The organism is Amnibacterium flavum (assembly GCF_003097495.1).
Taxonomy (GTDB): domain Bacteria; phylum Actinomycetota; class Actinomycetes; order Actinomycetales; family Microbacteriaceae; genus Naasia; species Naasia flava.
On sequence record NZ_QEOP01000004.1, the window covers coordinates 12,892 to 35,392 of the forward strand.

A 22,501-nucleotide genomic window follows, 5' to 3' on the forward strand; every position below is an offset into this window, starting at 1 on the left:
CAAGATTGATTAGCACTCGCTCTAGCTGAGTGCCAACCAATAGCAAGTCGGTTACGTCCGGGAGGGACGACAAAAACATATGGCTAAGATCATTGCCTTCAACGAAGAGGCCCGCCGCGGCCTCGAGCGCGGTCTCAACACACTGGCCGACGCGGTCAAGGTGACGCTCGGCCCCCGCGGCCGCAATGTCGTCCTGGAGAAGAAGTGGGGAGCCCCCACCATCACCAACGACGGCGTCTCGATCGCCAAGGAGATCGAACTCGACGACCCGTACGAGAAGATCGGCGCCGAGCTCGTCAAGGAGGTCGCCAAGAAGACCGACGACGTCGCGGGCGACGGCACCACCACCGCAACCGTCCTGGCTCAGGCGCTCGTCCGTGAGGGCCTCCGCAACGTGGCCGCCGGCGCAGACCCGATCAGCCTGAAGAAGGGCATCGAGAAGGCTGTCGCAGCCGTCTCGAAGGCGCTCGTCGACAACGCCAAGGAGATCGAGACCAAGGACCAGATCGCCGCGACCGCGTCGATCTCCGCCGCTGACCCCGAGATCGGCGCCATCATCGCCGAGGCCATCGACAAGGTGGGCAAGGAAGGCGTCGTCACCGTCGAGGAGTCGAACACCTTCGGCACCGAGCTCGAGCTCACCGAGGGCATGCGCTTCGACAAGGGCTACCTGTCGGCGTACTTCGTGACCGACCCCGAGCGTCAGGAAGTGGTCTTCGAGGAGCCCTACATCCTGATCGTCAACTCGAAGGTCTCGGCCATCAAGGACCTGCTGCCGATCGTCGACAAGGTCATCCAGACCGGCAAGCAGCTGCTGATCATCGCTGAGGACGTCGAGAGCGAAGCCCTCGCGACCCTCATCGTCAACAAGGTCCGCGGCATCTTCAAGTCGGCTGCCGTCAAGGCCCCCGGCTTCGGCGACCGTCGCAAGGCTCAGCTGCAGGACATCGCGATCCTCACGGGTGGACAGGTCATCTCCGAGGAGATCGGCCTCAAGCTCGAGAACACGACGCTCGACCTGCTCGGTCAGGCTCGCAAGGTCGTCATCACCAAGGACGAGACCACCATCGTCGACGGTGCCGGCGACGCCGAGCAGATCGCGGGCCGCGTGGCTCAGATCCGCCAGGAGATCGAGAACACCGACAGCGACTACGACCGTGAGAAGCTCCAGGAGCGCCTCGCGAAGCTCGCCGGTGGCGTCGCCGTCATCAAGGCGGGTGCCGCGACCGAGGTCGAGCTGAAGGAGCGCAAGCACCGCATCGAGGATGCAGTGCGCAACGCGAAGGCCGCTGTCGAAGAGGGCATCGTCGCAGGCGGTGGCTCGGCGCTCATCCAGGCCGGCGCGATCGCCTTCGCCTCCGAGGCCGTCACCGGCCTCGTCGGCGACGAGGCGACCGGTGCAAACATCGTCAAGGTCGCCATCGACGCCCCGCTCAAGCAGATCGCGCTCAACGCCGGTCTCGAGCCCGGTGTCGTCGCCGAGAAGGTCCGGTCGCTCCCCATCGGACACGGCCTCAACGCCGCGACCGGCGAGTACGGCGACCTCTTCGCACAGGGCATCATCGACCCGGCCAAGGTGACGCGCTCCGCGCTCGTCAACGCGGCCTCGATCGCCGGTCTGTTCCTCACGACCGAGGTCGTCGTGGCCGACAAGCCCGAGAAGGCCGGCGCCGCCCCCATGGGCGACCCGACCGGCGGCATGGACTTCTGATCGCCCTGACGCGTAAGCGTCACAGCGATCAACGCTGAGGAGCGTGGCACGCTTGCCGCGCGTCTCGAAGCGTAGAGGTTCGGTACCGCTCCGGACCTGAAGTCCCGCAGGTAGCACGAAGGGCCGGTTCCCCACGGGGGACCGGCCCTTCGTCGTTCCCGGTGTTCTGGTCAGCGCACCGCGAACAGTCGCGCGTTCGCCTGCTCGACGTCGAGGTACTGGCGGCCGGCGGCACCGAGCGCCTGATTGATGGCGGTGATGCTCTCCTCGACCCGCTGCTGGGTTGCTCTCCAATCGGCTGCCACGCTCTGGAACGCGAGAGATGCCTCACCACCCCAGCTGCTCTGCAAGCCGGTGAGCTGACTCATCAGGGCTGCGGCGTCGGCTTGGATGCGGGCGATGGTGCTGGCGGTCGACGCCTGGGCGGCGAGGACGGCTTCGCTGTCTACGGTGAATCTGGGCATGGGGTGGCTCCCGTCTCGAGGTTGTGGTCGAGACGGTACGCCGAAGGCGACCGTGTCCGGGGCCTGTCAGGCCTGGTCGGGGAGAGTTCCCTCTGCCGGTTCGCTGGGGAGGACCAGGGGGAGACGCACACGGAAGGTCGCGCCGCCGCCGGGCGTCTCGTCGACCTCGACCGTGCCGCGGTGTGCGCTGACGATCGCGGAGACGATGGCGAGGCCGAGTCCGCTGCCGCCGGTGTCGCGCGTGCGCGACGAATCCGCTCGCCAGAACCGCTGGAAGATCTTCTCGCGGACCTGGCGCGGAATGCCCTCGCCGTGGTCGACGACCTCGAGGGTCGCGATGCGCTTCTGCGCGTTGGCGCGAACGACGATCTCGATCGGGGTCTCGACCGGGGTGAAGCGTGTGGCGTTGCCGAGCAGGTTGGTGAGCACCTGACGGATCTTGTTCTCCTCGCCCATCACGATCGCGTGCGCACGGGCGTTCTGGGATGCGTTCTCGGGGGCGACCACGAGCACGTCCATAGGGCCGCGTTCGCGGGCACGGCGACGGAGTCGGGCGAGTTGTGTTCGGCTGAAGGCGATCGGACCGGTGACGGTCGCGTTGCGGATCTGACGCCGGAGATTGGTTCGGGGGAGTGTGCTGGAGGCCCGCTCATCGCCCTCGACCGACGGAGTCCGGTCAGCCGGACTCGACGCGTAGTCGGCCTCGCCGAAGGCCAGGGCGAGATCCTCGTCGTCGAAGAGCGATTCGGCATCGAGGTCGCTGTCGGTGACGACGCTGACGACCCGTCCCGGTGACGACGCCATCGCGTCGAGGGCCGCGTCCTTCGCGAGGGGGAGCAGGTCCACCTCCATCAGCTGGAGCGGCTTGGTCTCGTCGAGTCGCGCGAGCTCGAGCAGATCGGCGACGAGCCCGCCCATGCGGACCGCCTCCTTCTCGATGCGCTCCATCGCCTGCCCGACCTCTTCAGGTGTCTGGAGGGCGCCCATCCGGTACAGCTCCGCGTATCCGCGCACGGACACGAGGGGCGTGCGCAGCTCGTGGCTGGCATCACCGACGAAGCGGCGCATCTGCTCGATCGTGCGCGCGCGGTCGGACAGGGCCTTGTCGATGCGGTTGAGCATCGTGTTGAGGGATCGGTTGAGCCGGCCGACCTCGGTGTTCGGTGTCGCCCCTTCGAGGCGCTGGCTGAAGTCGCCTTCGGCGATCGCCGCCGCCGTCTTCTCGACCTGCCGCAGCGGCCAGAATGCACCGGTCACGAGGAGACGGGTGATGAGAGCGCCCAGAGCCACGACGACGATGCCGAAGAGAAGGAACAGCGTGAACATGCGCGCGATCGCCTTGTTCGTGCTGTCGAGGGGGAGCCCCACCACCAAGGAGTAGGTCGCGGACCCCTCGGGGAGGCTGATCGAGACCACGCGCCACTGACTGCTGCGGTCCTCGCTGTCGAGCGTGAACGGGGATCCGTCGGCGTCGAGCGTGCGCTCTTCGGTGACCGAGGAGGTGTCAGGCGGCGCCGTCGTGCCGATCTGCTCCGCGTTCGAGCTGTACAGGCCGCCGCCCGAGTCGACGATCGCCAGGTAGTAGCTGCTGAGTCCGCTGCTCCAGTAGGCCGGGAAGTCGTCCTCGTCCTCGAGATTCGACATCTGCTTCTCGGCCTGACCCGCGGCGGTCACGACCTGGTTGTCGAGTTCGTCGAAGAGGAACCCGCGCATCACGGTCAGGGTGCCGAAGCCCGAGATCACCAGCCCGAAGGTCAGGAGGAGAACGGTCACGCCGGTGATCTTGGTGCGCAGCGAGATGCCGTTCCACCACCTCATGACCGATTCGTGCACGGTGGAATTGTAGATGTCGGGGGTTGGATGCCTGCCGTGAACGGCGGGGAGATCAGCCCTTGCTCGCCTTGAGCATGTACCCGAACCCGCGCTTCGTCTGGATCATCGGCTCGGTCGAGTACTGATCGAGCTTGCGACGCAGGTATGAGATGTACGACTCGACGATGCCTGCATCGCCGTTGAAGTCGTACTCCCACACGTGATCGAGGATCTGCGCCTTCGACAGCACCCGGTTCGGGTTGAGCATGAGGTAGCGCAGCAGCTTGAACTCGGTGGGGCTCAGCTCGACGGACTCGGAGCCGATGGTCACCTCATGGGTGTCCTGGTCCATAGTGAGCTCGCCGGCGCGGATGATGGCATCCTCTTCCGCATGCATGGTGCGGCGGAGGATCGCCTTGATGCGCGCGACGATCTCGTCGAGGCTGAACGGCTTCGTGACGTAGTCATCGCCGCCGACGGTGAGGCCGGTGATCTTGTCCTCGGTGTCGTCCTTCGCGGTGAGGAAGAGGATCGGCGAGGTGTAGCCCGATGAGCGGAGACGCTTGGTGACGCCGAACCCGTTCATGTCGGGCAGCATCACGTCGAGGATTATGAGGTCGGGCTCCTCCTCGAGCACTGCGGAGATAGCGCCGGCACCGTTGCCCACTGCACGGACGGCGAATCCGGCGAACCGGAGACTCGTCGTGAGCAGATCGCGGATGTTGGGCTCGTCGTCAACTATGAGGATGCGGGGTCCATCGGCCATGCCTCATTATCTGCACGTATCCTGAGTACAGTCTGAGAGCGGAACGAGTGGGGCCGGAGTCCCCGCTCGTCGAATGCGAAGAACGGACCTCAGCGCGAGCGGCGGCGAATGTTGATGATCAGCACCGCGATGATGAGCACGATGCAGACGGGCAGTCCGATCACCGGGAAGACCAGGATGGTCGGCCACGGTGCGACGGTCAGATCCGTCACTCCGAGTGCGGGCGCCGCGATCAGCGCGATGAACGACAGGGCGCAGAGACCGAAGATCGCCACCGACATGAAGGTCAGCACCCGCTGCGCTCGGGAAGTCTCATTGTTCTGCTGAGGGGCCGACATGGATAAGAGAGTATCGGCCGAAGTCGTCGACGCCGCAGCCCGTCTACAATTGGGGCCGCGTCCACCGTGTGGTGTCGATGCGAGATACAGGAAGTTAGGCAGGGGATATGCCCACCGGCAAAGTGAAGTTCTTCGACGAGGAGAAGGGTTTCGGGTTCATCAGCGGCGATGACGGCAGCGAAGTCTTCCTCCATGTGTCGGCCCTGCCCTCGGGAGTGACGTCGGTCAAGCCCGGGACCAAGCTCGAGTTCGGCGTGGCCGACGGCAAGCGGGGGCTCCAGGCGCTCAGTGCGCGGATCCTGCAGGCTCCGCCGAGCCTCAGCAAGGCGGCCCGCAAGCCTGCCGACGACATGGCGATCATTGTCGAGGACCTCGTCAAGCTCCTCGACGGCGTCGGTACCGCACTCAAGCGCGGCCGTTACCCCGATGGGCCCAACGCGAAGAAGATTGCGGCCATGCTGCGCCGCGTTGCGGACGAGATGGATGCGTGAGCCGCAGGACGCGGACCGCGGTCTGATCGATCGGGCGCGCGTCGCGCTCTTCGAGATCACCGACGCCGAGACCGTCGGCCCCGTCGTCGGCCTCGACGACGAGACGGAGGGCGTCGTGAACGTGCTGTTCGCGTCGACGATGCCCGGCTACCCGAACTGGCGCTGGAATGTCGCGGTGTCCGTCATCGACGGCGTCGAGTCCCCGTCGGTGCTCGAGGCGGAGCTGCTGCCCGGCGAGGGCGCGCTGCTCGCACCCGATTGGGTGCCGTGGGCGGATCGGCTTGCCGATTACCGCGCCGCGCAGGGTGAGAACGAAGAGGAGTCCGAGGACGAGGTCGCCGAGTTCGGCGACGACGACCTGGACGACGATGATGACGACGAAGAGGATCTCGACGACGACGACGAGCCCGATGAGCTCGTGCGCCCCGACTCCGACATCGACGGAGTCGACTTCGAAGCCGTCGACCCCGACGAGGCAGCCGATGAGGAGATCGACCTCGACTCCGACGACGACGAGTACGGCACCGACATCACGGAACCGGCTTCGGACGAGCGCTGAGGTCCCCTTCGCGCCTTCGTTTCGACGAGCTCAACGAGCGGCACCCGCCCGCCCATTGAGCCCGTCGAAATGAAGGGCGAGGTCTCGGTACGCCGCGGTGCGGCTACTCGACCTCCGGCATCCGCCCGCCCGTTGAGCGAAGCGAAACGAAGGGCGCAGGCCCGCCCGCTCATTGAGCCCGCCGAAACGAAGGGCGAGGTCTCGGTCCGCCGCGGGTCCGCACGCCCGTTGAGCGAAGCGAAACGAAGGGCGCGGGCTCGCCCGCTCATTGAGCCCGTCGAAATGAAGGGCGAGGTTCAGCGCCGGCGGAACTGGGTGTACACCAGGCCCGCCAGGCCGAGCGCGAAGCCGGCGATGCAGGTCCACAGGGCGCTCGACCACTGCCCCATGACGCTCGGCACGAGCACAGCGACGATCAGAGCAGCACCCCAGATGACGACGCCGGTCAGGATCGCGCGGCGATCATCGGTCTCGACGGGAGCGGGCTCGGCGCGACGCTCGGAGTGCTTCAGGTAGAGCCGCACCTCAGAGCCGCTCGAGCACGTAGTCGAGGCTGCGGGTGAGCGCGCGCACATCGTCGGGCTCGATGGCCACGAACGTCGCGACGCGGAGCTGGTTGCGGCCGAGCTTGCGGTACGGCTCCGTGTCGACGATCCCGTTGGCGCGCAACGTCGCAGCGACCGCGGCCGCGTCGACGCTGTCGTCGAAGTCGATGGTGACGACCACCTGCGAGCGGTGCGAAGGGTCGGCGACGAACGGGGTCGCGACCGACGTCCGTTCCGCCCACTCGTAGAGCACGCCCGACGATTCGCGGGTGCGGGAGTCGGCCCAGGCGAGTCCGCCCTCGGCGAGCATCCACTCGAGCTGGTTCTCGAGCATGACGAGGGTGCCGATCGCGGGGGTGTTGAGCGTCTGCTCGAGCCGCGAGTTGTCGAGGGCCGCCTTGATGCTGAGGAACTCGGGGATGTAGCGACCCGATGCGGCGACCCGGTCGATGCGCTCGATCGCGGCGGGCGAGAGCAGCGCGAACCACAGGCCGCCGTCGGAGGCGAAGTTCTTCTGTGGCGCGAAGTAGTAGACGTCGAACTGGCTCGGGTCGACGTTGATGCCGCCGGCCGCGCTCGTCGCGTCGATCACCGTAAGAGCCCCCGTGTCGCCGTAGACCCGCTGGACCGGAGCCTGCACGCCCGTCGAGGTCTCGTTGTGCGGCCAGGCGTACACGTCGACGCCCTGGGTGGGGTCGAGGCGACCGAGTGTGCCGGGATCCGAGACGACGGACAGCGGCTTCGCGAGGAACGGCGCCCCCGCGGCCTTCACGAACTTGGCGCCGAACTCGCCGAAGGAGAGGTGGGAGCTGCGCTCCGCGATGAGGGAGAACGCGGCGGCGTCCCAGAACGCGGTCGAGCCGCCGTTGCCGAGGATGACCTCGTACCCGTCCGGGAGGGAGAAGAGGTCGCTCAGCTGGCGGCGGACACTGCCGACCAGGTTCTTGACCGGCTTCTGACGGTGGGACGTGCCGAACAGGGAGGAGCCGGCCGCCTGAAGCGCGGCGATCTGCTCGGGCCGGACTTTCGATGGGCCGCAGCCGAACCGGCCGTCGGCGGGAAGGAGGTCGGCGGGAATGGTGACGTCGGTCATGATCCACCCAGTTTAGGGAGGGGAGGAGGCGCGCGGTCGGCCGAGTCTGATGCGGCGGCTAGACTTCTGGAGGCACCGCAGGCCGATGTGGAGGGGTAAGTGACTGATCTCGTCGACACCACGGAGATGTACCTGCGCACCATCCTCGATCTCGAGGAGGAGGACATCGTCCCCCTTCGCGCGCGAATCTCGGAGCGACTCGGTCACTCCGGCCCCACCGTCTCGCAGACCGTCGCCCGCATGGAACGCGACGGACTCGTCGTCGTCTCGGGCGACCGCCACCTCGAACTGACGTCGGTCGGCCGCCTCAAGGCGACCCACGTGATGCGCAAGCACCGCCTCGCCGAGCGGCTGCTCAGCGACGTGATCGGTCTCGACTGGGAGTTCGTCCACGACGAGGCCTGCCGGTGGGAGCACGTCATGAGCGAGCAGGTCGAACGCAAGCTCATCGACATGCTCGGCAATCCCACCGAGTCGCCCTACGGCAACCCGATCCCCAGCCTCGACGACATCGGAACATCGCCGTCCGTGGCATTCCTCGAAGGAGTCACCAACCTCGTCGGGTTCGTCCGCGGGGGCGGCTCGGGCGAGGTCGTCATCCGCCGCCTCGGCGAGCCCGTGCAGTTCGATCCCGAGCTGCTCAAGCAGCTCAAGGAAGCCGGCATCGTGCCCGGCTCGACCGCTGTCGTCGACGACGCCGGTCAATACGTCTCGCTGCGTGTCGACGGCCACGGGGACGGCATCGAACTGCCCGTCGAAGTGGCGATCCACGTATTCGTCGCCGCCGGCTGAAACCCGCGTCATTCCGCGGCGGGACGACACCTCCCGTCCCCTCAACAGGCGCGCAAAAGTTATCGTTTCGTTGCCTCCGGCGAGTCGAAATGTGACATGCGTCCGTCTGTGCCATACCCTTGGCATGCTCTTGCGCCCAGAAAGGCCGGTCGCCTGAGTCGGAAACCGTGACGCTTCTCACCCCGTCTCGCGGTCTCTTCACGTCTCAACACGCGCAGGACGGGGCCCTGAACCGAAGACCGGGGACGAAGCGCAGGAGGATTCTCTTGGCCCTTACGAGTGACAACGACAGGTCTCGCGACCGGTCGAACCCGACACCCGGATCCGCGTCCACCCCTGCGGAACAGACTTCCCGACGCCCGTCGCGCGTCGGTCTCGGCATGAAGGCGGGCATCGCCGCTCGTCTCACCGCGGCTCGCCTGAACGCGGATGCGCCCCGTGCCCTCGCTTCGCGGGGTGCGACCGCTCCTCGCGGTTCCGCTCCCGTCGCGCCGCGTCGCAACCGCGGACGCAACGTTCTGAGCGTCGTCGTCATGACTCTCGCCGTTGGCCTCGTCGCCACGCTGGCCATCCCGTCGTACGCGTTCGACCCGGCCGCGAACGCGAGCCCCGAGTTCGCTCGCTCCGACCTGCAGACCCTCAAGTTCGAAGAGGCCCAGACCGTCGACGTCAGTGCTGACGCGACGGAGACCGCTGTCGCCCGCGACAACTACGACGCCACCACCGTCGAGGAGCTCGAGGCCGCCAAGGCGGCCAAGGCTGCCGAGGAGGCGCGTGCCGCCGCCGCGGCGACGTACGCGTCGTACTCCGGCCCCAGCGCAGCCGACTACCTCGCCAACCCTCCGTACCCCAACTTCAGCCTCCAGCAGGTCTACGAGGTCGGACTCCAGTACCAGGGTGTCCCCTACCGTTACGGTGGCGCTGACCCGTCCGGCTTCGACTGCTCCGGCTTCGTGATGTTCGTCTACGCCCAGTTCGGCATCTCGCTCGCCCACTCGGTGCGCAGCCAGGCCGCATCCGGCACGATCATCTCTCCTGAAGACGCAGTCCCCGGCGACCTCGTCATCTTCAGCGGCGAAGGCCACGACGGCATCTACGCGGGCAACGGCAACGTGCTCCACGCTCCTTATGAGGGCGCATCGGTGCGGGTGCAGCCCATCTGGGACAGCGTCTACTACGTACGACTCGGCATCTGATCCCTCGCTGATCAGGTCGACCGCAGAGCGCGGGCGCCACGTGAACGTCAGGTTACGTGAGCGCCCGCTCTCTCGTTTCGGGGGCGGTGCAGCCGCTCTTCTGCACTATGGTTGCCTCACCGACGCCAGAGAGCGGGAGTTCATGCAACCGAGTAGCCGCATCCCAGCCATGGATCGGCGCGCGCTCGCGGGGCAATGGACCGCAGGTCAGATATCCGTGATCCGGATATCCGACCGTCGCATCTCTGCGGCATCAGACCGAGGGCACCGTCATGTAGACGGTGCCCTTTTTCGTGTCTGCGCGACCGTCGGATCTGGTCGGAGCCCGCAAGCCGTGCGGGCCATTCGAAGGGGCGACGCATGCGCACACTGGTACTGAATGCGGGATACGAGCCGTTGGCGGTCATCTCGTTCAAGCGGGCACTGGTGCTCGTCATGACAGGGAAGGCGACCGTCGTCGCCGCCGACGAGTTCAATCCGATCATCGCCTCGTCGGGGGAGTGGGACAGGCCGAGCGTCATCCTGCTCACCCGCTACGTCAGGATCCCCGGCGCCCGTCGCATGCCCGTGTCGCGGCGGGGCGTGCTGCGGCGCGACTCCCAGCGCTGCGGCTACTGCGGTCACAGTGCCACGACGGTCGACCATGTGCTGCCCCGCTCGCGTGGCGGCGCCGACTCGTGGGAGAACCTCGTCGCCTGCTGCCTGCGCTGCAACAACATCAAGGGTGATCGGACGCCCGGCGAGATGGGGTGGCAGCTGCGCATCTCACCGCGCCCGCCGCACGGTTCAGCCTGGATCGTGCGCGGGACCGAGCGCACGCAACCCGCCTGGGATGAGTTCCTCGCCCCTGCCGCGTGACTCCGGGAGGGCGTGTCGCCGTTACCGCTTCGTGACAGAACGACAGTTGTCACGTACCCTCGAAGGGTTGCTCTCCTCGGAGAGTGGATGCATATGCATTGGCGATGAGGGATGGTGGCGTGACAGAAGCGGGGCGATTCGTGCCTGAAACAGTGGGCACTCCCGTTGCTTCACCCCTCACCCGACGTGAACTCCGCGAGGCGGAACAGCGCCGCGAAGACGAGTCGCGACGCCCGCGTACCACGCAGGCAGGTGCCCGCAGGGTCACCGTCGGGCGGTCCGCGCCGGGCGTTCGCCGTTCGGTTCCGGCCGCTTCCCCGCGCACTGCGGCGCCCGCGCCGAAGCGCCGCACCGGTCCGTGGCGGGCGCTCGTCACCGTTCTGGTGGTCCCCGGCCTGTTCGCGACCGCTGCACTGCCCGCCTACGCGGCGTCTGTCGCGGAGGACGGCACCGTCTACGCCGGAGCCAAGACCGGTCAGAGCCTGTTCGTGTCGGCGAACGTCTCCGCCAGCACCATCGATCGCGGCGGACTCGCCGCCACCTCCGACGAGGAGATGGCCGCCCGTCTCGCCGACCCCGCGCGCACGGCTCGCACCGAGGAGTACGAGGCATCCGGTGCCCGCGAACTCGGCGACGACTACCCGTGGTTCGCCGAGGAGGCCGACGTCGAGGGCGGTGGGCTCTCGCCGCTCAGCTACTACTACCGCGAGTGCGTCGACTTCGTCGCCTGGCGACTCAACCGTGACGCCGGCGTCACGCAGGCTCCGTGGAAGTACACCTGGTTCAACCTGACGCCCAACGGCGGCGACGCGTCCCAGTGGGCTTCGAACTGGCGCTCGCACGGGTGGCCCACCGGCAGTGAGCCCGTCGCGGGTTCCGTGGCCTGGTTCAACGGCAACCATGTCGCCTACGTGAAGACGGTGCTCGACAACGGGCAGATCGTCATCGAGGAGTACAACCACGGGAGCACCCACAAGTACGGGATCCGCACGATCGCGGCGACCGACGTGGCCCTCTTCCTCTACGCGCCGCCCCGCTAGCCCGCTCGCCCGCCCGCCCACTGAGCGCAGCGAAGTGAAGGGGGACTTGCAACGGCCTTCGGCCTACTCGACCTCCGACCGCTCCGCCCGCCCACTGAGCGCAGCGAAGTGAAGGGGCGTGCAACGGCCTCCGGCCTACTCAACCTCCGACCGCTCCGCCCGCCCACTGAGCGCAGCGAAGTGAAGGGCGCACCCCGGGCATGACGAAGGCCGGCCACCTCGTGTCGAGGTGACCGGCCCTGTCGTTCTCTCAGGCGGAGACCGAAGCCTCGGTCGCCTTGTTCTTGCGTGCGACGTGGCGCCAGATGAACGCACCGCCGATGATCACGCCCAGCATGAGCGGGAAATCGAAGAGACCACTGATGGCAGGGTCCTTCAGGAGGATGCCGGCCATGTCGCCGCCTCCGTCGTAGATGCCGTGCAGCAGGGCGACGAGAATGTACGCCCCGATGACACCGAAGGTGAGACGGAAGCGGCTGCCACGAGCCGCGGCGAAGATCGCGGCACCCAGCACCGCGCTCCAGAGGATGTGCATGAACGGAGCGGTCAGCCCGCGCTCGAACATGACGAAGGCCGAGGCGGCGACGGGGCTGCGGCCGTCATACGCGGCCAGGATGTAATAGGTGGTCTCGACGATCGCGAACCCGGCGCCGACGGCGCCACCGATGAAGAGACCGTTGCGTGCGGTCTTGGCCACGCCCCAGCCGAGCGCGACGATCAGCACGGCCTTCGCGAACTCCTCGACGAAACCGGCGAGTGCGAGCTGGATGGCACCGTGACCGTACTCGACCGGCTGCGGGATCATCCCGGTGAGAGCATCGAGCGTGCTCGCGATGGTGATCGCGAGGAAACCGCCGATCGCGGCGGTCTGGACGATCTTCTCAGCGGTGATCGTGTCGGAGGGTGCGAGGCGGTGCGACATGATCCAGAGGATCACGCCGGGGACCAGCGCAGCACCGAGAAGTGCCCACGCGGGGACGACAGCGGTGTTGTGCATCAGATGGATGGGAACGAGACCGAGGTAGAGCCAGACCGCGAAGCCGGCGGCCAGCACGAGGGCCGTGTGAGTGTGGCGGACGGGTCCGCCCTTCTTCTCGGCCTTCTTCTCCGCACGCGACGTGTGGGTGCGAGTGTGGTGTTCGTTCGTGGTCTCGTGCACCGCCGGAGTGGCGTCCTTGTCGAGAACTGTGCTCACGTGAAGTGATGCCCCCTTGAATCCAGCCGCCTGCGCCCCCGCGCAGGTCCAACGGCCGCTTCGTCGACACCGAGCCTGCCGAAACGCGGGGCTCCTCCGCGACCCCCCGTCGTGGTGGGTCCCCGAACGAGTGCCCCGAGGTGGGGCGTGGTGGGGAGCCTGAGCCTGAGCCTGAGCCTGAGCCTGCGTTTCGCTGGGCTCAACTGGCGGGGCGGGCGGGCGCGGATGGGTCCTGCGTTCCGCTGCGCGGGGCGGGCGGGAAGTGCGCCCGCTGAGCGCAGCGATGCGAAGCGGCCTCAGGCGAGGCGGGCTTCGGCTTTCGTCTCGCCAGCCGTCTCCAGGGCGAACGCGGCCGAGCTGTCGCCTGCCGTCACCCTGTAGTCACCGAGGAAGCCGCTCACCGGAACCGTTCCCTCCGCCGACGTGCGCAGGGTCACGGGGGAGAGCCACCACTCGCCCTTGATGAGACCGCGCAGCACCTCGTACGACGGCTTCAGGCTGCCGTCCTTGCGGACGAACCCGACGGGGGCGCCCAGCCAGGCGCCGTCGTCGGTCAGTCCCCAGTAGTTGATGGCCTGCACGGCGGGGTGCGAGACCAGCGAGCGGTAGTGACGGTTGATCTCGTCGGCCTGGCGCTCCTCGCCCTCGGGCGTGCTCGGCCAGTCGGGGATGATGTAGTCGTTCAGGTCCTCGATCTCGCGCGGCATGATGTGCCCGGAGAGCAGAGTCGACTCCGTCATGTGGATGGGCAGACCGAAGCGCGCGAACCGGTCGATGATCGCGAGGATCGCATCCTCGCCCCGGTAGCCCTGGTGCATGTGCGTCTGCAGGCCGATCGCGTCGATCTTGATGCCCGCCGCGAGCACCTCTTCGATGACCGCCTCGTAATCGGGGGAGAGGTCGAAGTCGTTGATCAGCAGGAACAGGTCGGGCTTCGTGGCCCGCGCCTCGCCGAACGCGAGCTTGATCATCTCGATCCGACCGCGCTGCTTCGCGAGCTTGGTGAGCGCGTTGTCGTCCTTGTCGAACACCGGCAGGATGACCGTCTCGTTGATGGCGTCCCAGATGTGGATGAGGTCCGTGAAGTCGCCGACCTCGCGCCGCACGCGCTCGCGCTGAATCTTCTCGACCTCATCGAGCGGGAGTTCGTTCAGCCATTCGGGCGCGAGGGTGTGCCAGAACAGCGGGTGCCCCTTGACGGTGACGCCGCGTTCGATGAACCATTCGGCGGTCTTGCGCAGCCGGGCGGTGTCGGGCTTGCCGCGCTCGGTCTCGAAGGGCGCCCAGTAGAAGGGGAGCGTCGCGGTGTTGAAGAGCTCCAGCCACTGGTCGGCGAGTTCGGGCAGGCGGGCAAGGGATGCGCTGCCGAAGAAGAGCGGCCTCTCCTCGGTCTCGTTGTTGGCGAGGGGGATGAAGTCGAACCCGATGTTGCCGAAGGAGAACGCGTGGCGCGTCTGCTCCACTGTCACCTCGGTGTCAGCCAGAGGCTGCCCATCGGCGCCCAGAACCGTGACTGTTGCGTCGGCGATGCGGTGCTTCATGGTGGGGTCAGCCTGCGAAAGTTTCGTGGTCAAAACGTCCTCGTTTCTCGATCGGCCGACAGTCTTTCATGTGCGTCGGGGCGCCCGCATCCCGAACCGGAGCGTCGCGCGAAGGTGACTATTGCTCGTCGACCGTCGCGGCTTCGCGGCGCAGCCAGTCCTCGACGTTGAGAACGTGCACCGAGGCGCGCAGTCGTGCGCGTTCGACATCGCCGTCGGCGATCGCAGAGATGATCTCGTCATGCTCGAGCGTGGCGCTGCTCGCAACGCTCGTCGCGGCAGCGATGCGCAGCCCGCGCGCCGGGGCGGTCTGGCCGCCTAACATGTCGGTCAGAGCGGCCAGGGCGGGGTTTCCGCAGACCGCGGCGATGGCGCTGTGGAAGCGGCGATCGATCTCGATGAGCTTCGCGGTGTCGAGCGGCTTCACGTGGGCTGCCGCTTTCATCTCGTCGTTGACTGCCCGGATCTGATCGACCTGATCGGGAGTGGCGCGGAACGCCGTGCGCGACGTGGCCTCGGCCTCGAGCACGCGGCGCACCTCGAGGAAGTCGATCGCGGCCTTGTGGTCGTGCAGGTTGACGATGAAGCTGACCGCCTCGAGCACCATGCCGGGAGCGAGACTCGTCACGAAAGTTCCGGCGCCCTGGCGCGTCTCGAGAACGCGGAGCGTGCTCAGTGCACGGATGGCCTCCCGCATCGAGTTGCGCGAGAGGCCGAGGCGACCCGCCAGGTCCTTCTCGACCGGGAGCTTGTCGCCGGGCTTGAGCTCGCCCGAGATGATCATCGTCTTGATCTGCTCGATCGCATCCTCGGTGACTGCCATCGTCCGTCGATCCCTCGGTGAGCGCGAGGCCCTGTGCCTGCCGCGTGGTTTTCGGATAATAGCCGGTCATCGGGTCAATCGGCGAGCGAGACCGCTCATGTATCGGACGACTGTCGCAGGGTTTCGGCAGCGGATTTATCGGCAGATGTGCGGAAATCCGGGCTGGCGGCCGTTCCCCGGTCGGTTCCATCCCGACTTCGGCTTTCCCTTGACCCTGCGGAGTCATCCGATCTACTATCCCAACGACGCAGAAGTCATCGGGTCAATGATGATCACATTTGAGTGATTCATGGCCCGCCCCCGCCTTCGAATCACGGTGTAGGAGTCAGTGTTGACGTCTCAGGGCAAGTCCTTCCAGCAGAGCACCCACCGGATGCTGCGCGACATGCACATCCCCGACTGGGATGACCGCTTCCTGTCGGAGTACGACCCTGAGAGGCTCGCCGCGCAGTGCGAGCGCGCCGGCCTGAACGCGGTCATGATCTACGCCAAGTCTCACGTGGGTCTCACCTCCTACCCGTCCGACATCGGTCGCCGTCACGGCAACCTCGGCGATCGCGACGTGATGGGCGAGCTGAACGATGCGCTCCGCAAACGCGGCATCGCAACCGCCGCGTACCAGAGCATCACCTTCGACAACTACGCGGCCGAGACTCACCCCGAGTGGGCGCAGATCGACCGCTCGACGGGCCGCAACCTGCACGACCGCACCCGTTACGGCGTCTGCTGCCCCAACAATCTCGAATACCGGGCCTACGAGCTCGGCATCATGCAGGAGATCCTCACCCGCTACGAGTGGGACGGGCTCTGGCTCGACATGATCTTCTTCCTCGCGATCTGCTCGTGCCAGGCCTGCACCGACCGCTACCGCGCGGAAGAGGGTGCGGAGATCCCCGGCACCGTCGACTGGACCGACCCGGCGTGGGCGACGTTCCAGGAGGCCCGCCGCCGCTGGATCGCCGACTGGACCGAGATCCTCATCGACCGGGCGCACGAGCTGAAGCCCGGCATCGCCGTCACCCACAACCTGGCCAACGCGCTGTCGGGATGGCGCTGCGCCCAGCCCCTGCAGTCCGGGCGACTCGACACCTACACCTCGCTCGATCTCTACGGCAACCGGTACGAGCACCTCGTCGTCACGAAGATGGCGCAGCACCTGAGCGCGACCCAGCCGGCAGAGCTCATGGTCAGCGTCGGCGTCGACCTCATCGACCACGTGACCCTCAAGTCGATCCCGCAGCTCTCGACCGAGGCGCTCGCCGCGACCTCGGCGGGGTCGGCGTTCATCGTGATCGACGGCATCGACCCCATCGGCACCGAGCAGATCGGCAGCTACGACACGATGAAGGCGGCCTTCGAGTCGATCGAGCCGTATGAGCGCGAGATCGGCGGGACCCCGATCGAGGACGTCGCGATCTACTTCTCCGACAACTCGTTCATGGACTTCGCCGACAACGGCATCGTCGCCGGCCCGCCGACGCGGCTCGGCGGCACCCCGTTCCCGCATGTGGAGGCGGCGCGCGGCGCAGCGAAGGCGCTCACGAGCGCTCACATCGCGTTCGGTGTGATCACCGAGAGCGACCTCGACCGCCTGTCCGAGTGGTCGGCGATCATCCTGCCCGACGTCTCGCGCATGACGACGCGCGAGGTCGACGCATTCCGCGCCTATGTGGCAGCGGGGGGCTCGATCTACGCGAGCGGATACACCTCGCTCGTCCACGTCGATGGCACCCGGAACGACGACTTCATGCTGGCCGACGTGTTCGGGGTCGCGTTCGTGGGCGAGGAGGACGGCAGAGTGTCGTTCCTCGAGCCCGCAGCGGACATCGTGCGCGACGCCATCGCCCCGCAGTCGATGGTCAGCGAGCCGTACAACGACCAGTGGGGTGTGCCGTACACGGCCGTTCCGCTGACCACCTCGCCGCGCGTGACCGCAACGACGGCCGACGTGCTCGGCACGCTCGTCCTTCCCTATGGCGCGCCCGAGTGGGGCAACGTCGAGAAGAAGACCTGGGCTGCGATCCACTCGTCCCCGCCGTGGGACCACACCGAGCACTCGGTGCTGTCGGAGCAGCGGACGGGCGAGGGCCGCGCGGTCTACAGCGCGTTCGTGCTCGAGAGGTCGGCGACCGAGGCGAACCGGGCCCTGTTCGTGCGGATGATCCGCGACCTGATCGGCGACAGGCGATCGCTGACCGGCCGGGCGCGCACCGGGGTCTGGCTGAGCGGATACGACCAGCCCGAGAACAACCGGGTGCTCGTCGCCCTGCACAACTACGGAGCCGAAGCGCCGGTGCCGGTCGAGCAGGCCGCGATCGAGCTGCAGGCGCCCGAGGGCCGACGCTTCGTCTCGGTGACCGGCGGACCGGGCGCGACCATCACCGATTCGGATGTCGCGGGGGAGTCGGCCTCGTTCACCGCCGAGCTGGGCGCGGAACTCGCCTTCGTCTTCGTGGAGTACGAATGAGCGAGCTGAGCACCGCGGCTGCCCTGCCTTCGCTCGGGCTGGGTACCGCCGCGCTCGGCGGGATGTACACGGCGGTCTCGAGCACCGAGGTGCAGGACCTCTTTGATGCCGCCTACGCCCGGGGCATCCGCTACATCGACACCGCACCGATGTACGGCTTGACAACCGCGGAGCGCCGGGTCGGATCGTTCCTCGACCGCGCCGGTCGCGACAGTGTGCAGGTCAGCACCAAGGTCGGCCGGCTCATGACACCGCTCAGCCTCCCGTCGGTTCGCGGATGGCGGGACGAGTTCGGCTGGGGCAACGCGGGCGCGTTCGCCCAGGTCTACGACTACAGCTACGACGGTATCTGGCGTTCGATCGAGGACAGCCTGCAGCGGCTGGGCCGCGACCGGGTGGACGTCGTCTTCATCCACGACATCGGTGTGCAGACCCACGGTGACGGCAACCTCGAGTACGTCGACCAGCTGCGCTCCGGGGGCTACCGCGCGGTCGCGGAGATCAAGGCGGAGGGCATCGCCGGCGCGATCGGCCTCGGGGTCAACGAGGGCCGTGCCGTGCTCGAGACCCTCGACGACACCGACCTCGACTGGTGTCTGCTCGCCAACCAGTTCAACCTGCTCGAGCAGGACCGGTCGGCCGACGTGTTCGAGCGCTGCGCCGAACGCGGCGTGAAGCTGCTCGCGGCCGGGGTGCTGGCCACGGGCGTGCTCGCCGGCGGAGACCGCTTCCGCTACGCCGAGCTGCCCGACGAGATCGCGACGAAGCTCGACGGCCTCCGCTCGGTCGTCGACCGCTTCGGGGTGCCGCTTCCCGCGGTCGCCCTGCAGTTCGTCGAGCGGTCCGGTCGATTCGACACCCTTCTCCTCGGGCCCCGCTCGGCCGCCGAGCTCGAGCAGCTGCTCGACTGGCGCGAGGTCGCGGTGCCCGACGAGCTGTGGGACGAACTCGCCCGCACCGGCCTCGTCGAGGCGCAGTGGCTCTCGCCGGAGGGGGCGCGCCGATGATCGACGCCCACCTGCACGTCTGGCGGATCGACCGCGGCGACTACGACTGGCTCGCCGACGAGGACGCCTCGCTCCGGCGTGACTTCTCCCTCGCCGACTGGGCGGAGGCCGCCGCGTCGACGCCGGTCGACTCGTGCGTCATCGTTCAGGCGACCCCGACCCGCGCCGAGACCCACCACGTGCTCGCGGTCGCCCGCGACAACCCCGACCGTGTTCGCGGAGTCGTCGGATGGGTCGACTTCGAGCGGCCCGAGGCCCCCGACGAGATCGCATCCCTCGCCGCTGACCCGCTGCTCGTCGCCCTCCGCCCCTGGCTGCAGGCCATCGCCGACCCCGACTGGATCCTCGGCGATCAGGTCGGACGTGCCCTCGACGCCCTCGAGCAGGCTGGGCTCGTCTACGAATCTCTCATCAAGCCTGTCCACCTGACTCGCATCAGCGAACTCGCGCGGACCCGCCCCGGGCTGTCGATCCTCGTCGACCACGGCGCCAAGCCCGACATCGCCGCCGATGGGTTCGAGCCGTGGGCCCGCGACCTGCGCGATCTTGCATCGGCCTCCGACCGCGTCGTCTGCAAGCTGTCCGGCCTTCTGACCGAAGCCGGCACCCGCACCAGCCGCGACGAGCTCGAGCCCTACATCGCCACCATCCTCGACGCGTTCGGCCCCGACCGCGTGCTGTGGGGGAGCGACTGGCCCGTCGTCACGACGGTCGCGTCGTACGCCGACTGGTTCGCGATGGCGCACGACCTCGTTCCCGCCGAGCATCGCGATGCGGTGTTCGGGGGAACAGCCAGCAGGATCTACGGCCTCGACGCCGCGGACCGACTCATACAGGAGGTGGGGCGATGAGCACCCCGACAATCCGCCCGCCCGTCGCGATCTCGCTGGCCCGTTCCCGGCGCACGGTCATCCGGCTGCACCCCGACGACAACGTCGTGGTCGCCTGTTACGACCTGACCGCCGGCGACCGGCTCGACTCCGAGAGCCTGACGACCATCGATCCGATCCCGTCGGGTCACAAGGTCGCGACCCGCGCCATCTCCGCCGGGTCGTCGGTGATCCGCTACGGCCAGTTCATCGGCCTCGCCCGCACCGACATCGCCCCGGGTGCTCATGTGCACACCCACAACCTGGACTACGTCGAGGTGGATCACGCAGCGCAGTTCGGGGTCGACGCCCGGCCGACCCAGTTCGTGGAGAAGCCCGCCACGTTCCTCGGCATCCGCCGGGCCGACGGTCGCGTGGCGACCCGCAACTTCATCGGTCTCGTCAGCTCGGTCAACTGCTCGGCGACTGTCGTCCGCGCGATCGCCGACTACTTCCGCCGCGACCTCAACCCCGCGGCGCTCGCCGACTTCCCGAACGTCGACGGTGTCGTGCCGCTCACGCACGGCAACGGCTGCGCGGTCGACCCGAACGGGCTCGGCCTGCAGGTGCTGCAGCGCACCCTCCGCGGGTACGCCCAGCACGTCAACTTCGCCGGCGTCATCGTCATCGGCCTCGGCTGCGAGACGAACCAGGTCGAGGACCTCGTCGAGGTCGACCTCAGCGGGCTCGACCGCCCGGTCGCGAGCTTCAACACGCAGGACGTGGGCGGCACCCGCCAGGCGGTCGCTCGCGGAATCGAGCTGGTGAAGTCGATGCTGCCGCAGGCGAACGATGTCTACCGCGAGGAGGTCCCCGCATCCGAGCTCATCGTCGGCCTGCAGTGCGGTGGATCGGACGGCTACTCGGGCATCACGGCCAACCCCGCGCTCGGTGCCGCTGTCGACCGGCTGGTGCGCAACGGCGGCACCGCGATCCTGTCGGAGACCCCCGAGATCTACGGTGCCGAGCACCTGCTGGCCCGCCGCGCGAGCAGCCCCGAAGTCGGGCAGAAGCTGCTCGACCGCATGGCCTGGTGGCTCGACTACGCCGAGTGCATGGGCGCTGAGCTCAACAACAACCCGTCGGCCGGCAACAAGAAGGGCGGCCTGACGACCGTGCTCGAGAAGTCGCTCGGCGGTGTCGCGAAGGGCGGCACGACCGCGCTGATGGAGGTCTACGAGTACGCCCAGGCCGTCACCACCCGCGGGTTCGTGTTCATGGACACCCCCGGCTTCGACCCGGTGTCCGCCACCGGTCAGGTCGCGGGGGGAGCGAACCTCATCGCGTTCACGACCGGCCGCGGATCCGCGTACGGCTGCCAGCCGACCCCGTCGCTGAAGCTGTCGACCAACAACGAGCTGTGGCTGCGCCAGAGCGAGGACATCGACATCAACTGCGGCGAGATCGTCAACGGCTACGCCACGGTCGACGAGCTCGGCGAGCAGATCTTCCAGCGCATGCTGACCTGCGCCTCGGGGGAGTCGTCCAAGAGCGAACTGTTCGGTTACGGCCAGAACGAGTTCGTGCCCTGGCAGCTCTCCGCGGTCATGTGACCGCCTGTCATCCGAAGGATTCCCCGACTTCCCGACCCCTTGTATCCCCACCACCAATAGAAGGAGCACTGCAATGACGCCGCGTCCGAAGAAATTGGGAATCGCCCTCGCCGCGATTCTCGCCACCACAGCCCTCGCCGGCTGTGTGCCCACCGCAGGAGACAGCGCCTCGGGAGGTGGGGGTGATGGCAAGACCCTCGACCTCTGGTACCTGTCCGACAACCCGACCGTGCCCGATGCCGTGAAGCGCTTCGAAGAGGCGAACCCCGACATCAAGGTCAACATGACCGACACCGTCAACGACCAGTACAAGACGAAGCTCCGGGTCGGCCTCGGCACCCCGAACGGCCCCGATGTGTTCCTCACCTGGGGTGGCGCGTCGCTCAACGAGGCTGCCGCGTCGAACCTCGTGGTCCCCGTCGACGACCTCGTCGAGGACAAGGGATACAAGGACGCCTTCAGCGAGGCCGTTCTCGCTCAGGGTTCGGCGGACGGCAAGCAGTACGCGCTGCCGTCAGCGGTCGAGGCGTCGATGGTCTGGTACAACACCGAGATCTTCGACGAGCTCGGACTCACCCCGCCCACGACGTGGGATGAGTTCATGAGCGTCATCGCGGCCACCAAGGCGGGTGGGTACACGCCGATCGCCATGGCGAACGCGACGCAGTGGCCGGGCAGCCAGTGGTGGTCGGAGCTCGTCGCGCTGTCCTGCGGCCCCGACTTCTGGGCGACCATCGCAACCCCCGACCCGAAGATCCAGTTCACCGACCCGTGCGTGATCGAGGCGCACAAGAAGATCCAGGAGCTGACCGCCGCAGGCGCGTTCAACGACGGGTTCAACGGCCTCGACTACGACTCCGGTGAGTCGCGTCAGCTGTTCTACGCCGGCACCGCCGCCATGAACCACATGGGCAACTGGACCGTCTCGTCGGCTCGCGAAGAGGCGCCCGAGATGCTGGAGAAGATGGACTTCTTCACCGTTCCCGCGTGGGACGGCGCGAAGGGCACGAGCGACATGATGACCGGCGGCGTCTCGCCGATGTACGCCATCTCGGCGTCGACCGACAACCCCGACGCCGCGAAGGAGCTCCTCTCCTACCTGGTCGACGAGCAGGCTTCGGCCGAGATGGCCGGAATCGGTCGCGTGCCCGTCTACGCGGGTGTCGGTATCGACGACCCGCTGGTGCAGAAGGTGTCCGACGCCATCTCGAACGCTCCGGCGATCGCGGCGTGGCCCGACCAGCTGCTGGCGCCCGAGCTCTCGACCGAGATGCTCGTGCAGGTCCAGTCGCTGTTCGGTGGTGATGCGACGTCTGAGGGTGCCGCGGAAGCCATGCAGGCCGTCTTCGACAAGCTGAACGGATAACGCCATGGCCACGAG

General features: G+C 67.6%; 21 protein-coding genes. 12 read left to right on the top strand and 9 right to left on the bottom strand.

Annotated features, from left to right (window positions below):
• Positions 1-79 precede the first annotated feature (79 nt).
• Positions 80-1,711 carry a chaperonin GroEL gene (groL, locus tag DDQ50_RS15240; protein WP_116757664.1) on the top strand — a complete coding sequence of 544 codons (1,632 nt, stop codon included), beginning with the start codon at positions 80-82 and terminating at the stop codon, positions 1,709-1,711.
• A gap of 170 nt (positions 1,712-1,881) precedes the next feature.
• Here the strand turns inward: groL and DDQ50_RS15245 are convergent, their stop codons facing one another.
• The 4 genes from DDQ50_RS15245 to DDQ50_RS15260 all read right to left on the bottom strand — a co-directional run bounded on the left by DDQ50_RS15245 (position 1,882) and on the right by DDQ50_RS15260 (position 5,091).
• On the bottom strand, positions 1,882-2,175 hold the full coding sequence (locus DDQ50_RS15245) for a WXG100 family type VII secretion target (RefSeq protein ID WP_116757665.1): 294 nt from the start codon (positions 2,173-2,175) through the stop codon (positions 1,882-1,884).
• A 66-nt stretch (positions 2,176-2,241) separates the two neighbouring features.
• The gene (locus tag DDQ50_RS15250; RefSeq protein WP_116757666.1) at positions 2,242-4,008 is read right to left on the bottom strand and encodes a sensor histidine kinase; all 1,767 of its coding nucleotides are present in this window, start codon (positions 4,006-4,008) and stop codon (positions 2,242-2,244) included.
• 52 nt (positions 4,009-4,060) lie between these two features.
• Positions 4,061-4,753 carry a response regulator transcription factor gene (locus DDQ50_RS15255; RefSeq protein WP_116757667.1) on the bottom strand — a complete coding sequence of 231 codons (693 nt, stop codon included), beginning with the start codon at positions 4,751-4,753 and terminating at the stop codon, positions 4,061-4,063.
• 89 nt (positions 4,754-4,842) lie between these two features.
• Positions 4,843-5,091 (bottom strand): hypothetical protein, encoded by a 249-nt coding sequence (locus DDQ50_RS15260; protein ID WP_116757668.1) that lies wholly within the window; start codon positions 5,089-5,091, stop codon positions 4,843-4,845.
• 107 nt (positions 5,092-5,198) lie between these two features.
• Here DDQ50_RS15260 and DDQ50_RS15265 point away from each other — a divergent pair, with 107 nt between their 5' ends.
• Both DDQ50_RS15265 and DDQ50_RS15270 read left to right on the top strand, forming a co-directional pair.
• Positions 5,199-5,582: a cold-shock protein gene (locus DDQ50_RS15265; protein ID WP_116757669.1), complete on the top strand. Its 384-nt coding sequence runs from the start codon at positions 5,199-5,201 to the stop codon at positions 5,580-5,582.
• Positions 5,575-6,141, top strand: a complete 567-nt coding sequence (locus DDQ50_RS15270) for a DUF3027 domain-containing protein (RefSeq protein ID WP_116757670.1) — start codon at positions 5,575-5,577, stop codon at positions 6,139-6,141. The genes DDQ50_RS15265 and DDQ50_RS15270 overlap by 8 nt, the downstream gene beginning before the upstream one ends.
• Positions 6,142-6,437: 296 nt before the next feature.
• Here the strand turns inward: DDQ50_RS15270 and DDQ50_RS15275 are convergent, their stop codons facing one another.
• Both DDQ50_RS15275 and serC read right to left on the bottom strand, forming a co-directional pair.
• On the bottom strand, positions 6,438-6,665 hold the full coding sequence (locus DDQ50_RS15275; protein ID WP_116757671.1) for a DUF2530 domain-containing protein: 228 nt from the start codon (positions 6,663-6,665) through the stop codon (positions 6,438-6,440).
• A gap of 1 nt (position 6,666) precedes the next feature.
• Positions 6,667-7,779: a phosphoserine transaminase gene (gene serC, locus DDQ50_RS15280; RefSeq protein WP_116757672.1), complete on the bottom strand. Its 1,113-nt coding sequence runs from the start codon at positions 7,777-7,779 to the stop codon at positions 6,667-6,669.
• A gap of 99 nt (positions 7,780-7,878) precedes the next feature.
• Here serC and DDQ50_RS15285 point away from each other — a divergent pair, with 99 nt between their 5' ends.
• The 4 genes from DDQ50_RS15285 to DDQ50_RS15300 all read left to right on the top strand — a co-directional run bounded on the left by DDQ50_RS15285 (position 7,879) and on the right by DDQ50_RS15300 (position 11,665).
• Complete coding sequence (locus tag DDQ50_RS15285; protein WP_116757673.1) at positions 7,879-8,571, top strand: iron-dependent transcriptional repressor DtxR; 693 nt, start codon at positions 7,879-7,881, stop codon at positions 8,569-8,571.
• A gap of 266 nt (positions 8,572-8,837) precedes the next feature.
• Complete coding sequence (locus tag DDQ50_RS15290; RefSeq protein WP_133245987.1) at positions 8,838-9,767, top strand: C40 family peptidase; 930 nt, start codon at positions 8,838-8,840, stop codon at positions 9,765-9,767.
• 360 nt (positions 9,768-10,127) lie between these two features.
• The gene (locus DDQ50_RS15295; RefSeq protein ID WP_116757675.1) at positions 10,128-10,625 is read left to right on the top strand and encodes an HNH endonuclease; all 498 of its coding nucleotides are present in this window, start codon (positions 10,128-10,130) and stop codon (positions 10,623-10,625) included.
• Positions 10,626-10,765: 140 nt separating this feature from the next.
• On the top strand, positions 10,766-11,665 hold the full coding sequence (locus DDQ50_RS15300; protein WP_165829855.1) for a CHAP domain-containing protein: 900 nt from the start codon (positions 10,766-10,768) through the stop codon (positions 11,663-11,665).
• Between the two features lie 250 nt (positions 11,666-11,915).
• On the opposite strand, the gene DDQ50_RS15305 is transcribed toward DDQ50_RS15300, so the two are convergent.
• From DDQ50_RS15305 to DDQ50_RS15315, 3 genes are all read right to left on the bottom strand, one after another.
• Complete coding sequence (locus DDQ50_RS15305; RefSeq protein ID WP_116757677.1) at positions 11,916-12,860, bottom strand: PrsW family intramembrane metalloprotease; 945 nt, start codon at positions 12,858-12,860, stop codon at positions 11,916-11,918.
• Between the two features lie 296 nt (positions 12,861-13,156).
• Positions 13,157-14,434, bottom strand: coding sequence for an endo-1,4-beta-xylanase (locus tag DDQ50_RS15310; protein ID WP_338065166.1), 1,278 nt, complete (start codon positions 14,432-14,434; stop codon positions 13,157-13,159).
• An 85-nt stretch (positions 14,435-14,519) separates the two neighbouring features.
• The gene (locus DDQ50_RS15315) at positions 14,520-15,224 is read right to left on the bottom strand and encodes a FadR/GntR family transcriptional regulator (protein ID WP_116757679.1); all 705 of its coding nucleotides are present in this window, start codon (positions 15,222-15,224) and stop codon (positions 14,520-14,522) included.
• A 328-nt stretch (positions 15,225-15,552) separates the two neighbouring features.
• On the opposite strand from DDQ50_RS15315, the gene DDQ50_RS15320 reads away from it, so the two are divergent.
• From DDQ50_RS15320 to DDQ50_RS15340, 5 genes are all read left to right on the top strand, one after another.
• Positions 15,553-17,691, top strand: a complete 2,139-nt coding sequence (locus DDQ50_RS15320; protein ID WP_133245988.1) for an alpha-amylase family protein — start codon at positions 15,553-15,555, stop codon at positions 17,689-17,691.
• Positions 17,688-18,698 carry an aldo/keto reductase gene (locus DDQ50_RS15325; protein ID WP_116757681.1) on the top strand — a complete coding sequence of 337 codons (1,011 nt, stop codon included), beginning with the start codon at positions 17,688-17,690 and terminating at the stop codon, positions 18,696-18,698. Before DDQ50_RS15320 ends, DDQ50_RS15325 begins: the two co-directional genes overlap by 4 nt.
• Positions 18,695-19,549 (top strand): amidohydrolase family protein, encoded by an 855-nt coding sequence (locus DDQ50_RS15330; protein WP_116757796.1) that lies wholly within the window; start codon positions 18,695-18,697, stop codon positions 19,547-19,549. The genes DDQ50_RS15325 and DDQ50_RS15330 overlap by 4 nt, the downstream gene beginning before the upstream one ends.
• Positions 19,546-21,120: a UxaA family hydrolase gene (locus DDQ50_RS15335; protein ID WP_116757682.1), complete on the top strand. Its 1,575-nt coding sequence runs from the start codon at positions 19,546-19,548 to the stop codon at positions 21,118-21,120. Before DDQ50_RS15330 ends, DDQ50_RS15335 begins: the two co-directional genes overlap by 4 nt.
• A gap of 73 nt (positions 21,121-21,193) precedes the next feature.
• Entirely contained in the window at positions 21,194-22,486 is a 1,293-nt protein-coding gene (locus DDQ50_RS15340; RefSeq protein WP_116757683.1) for an extracellular solute-binding protein, read from the top strand.
• Positions 22,487-22,501: the final 15 nt, after the last annotated feature.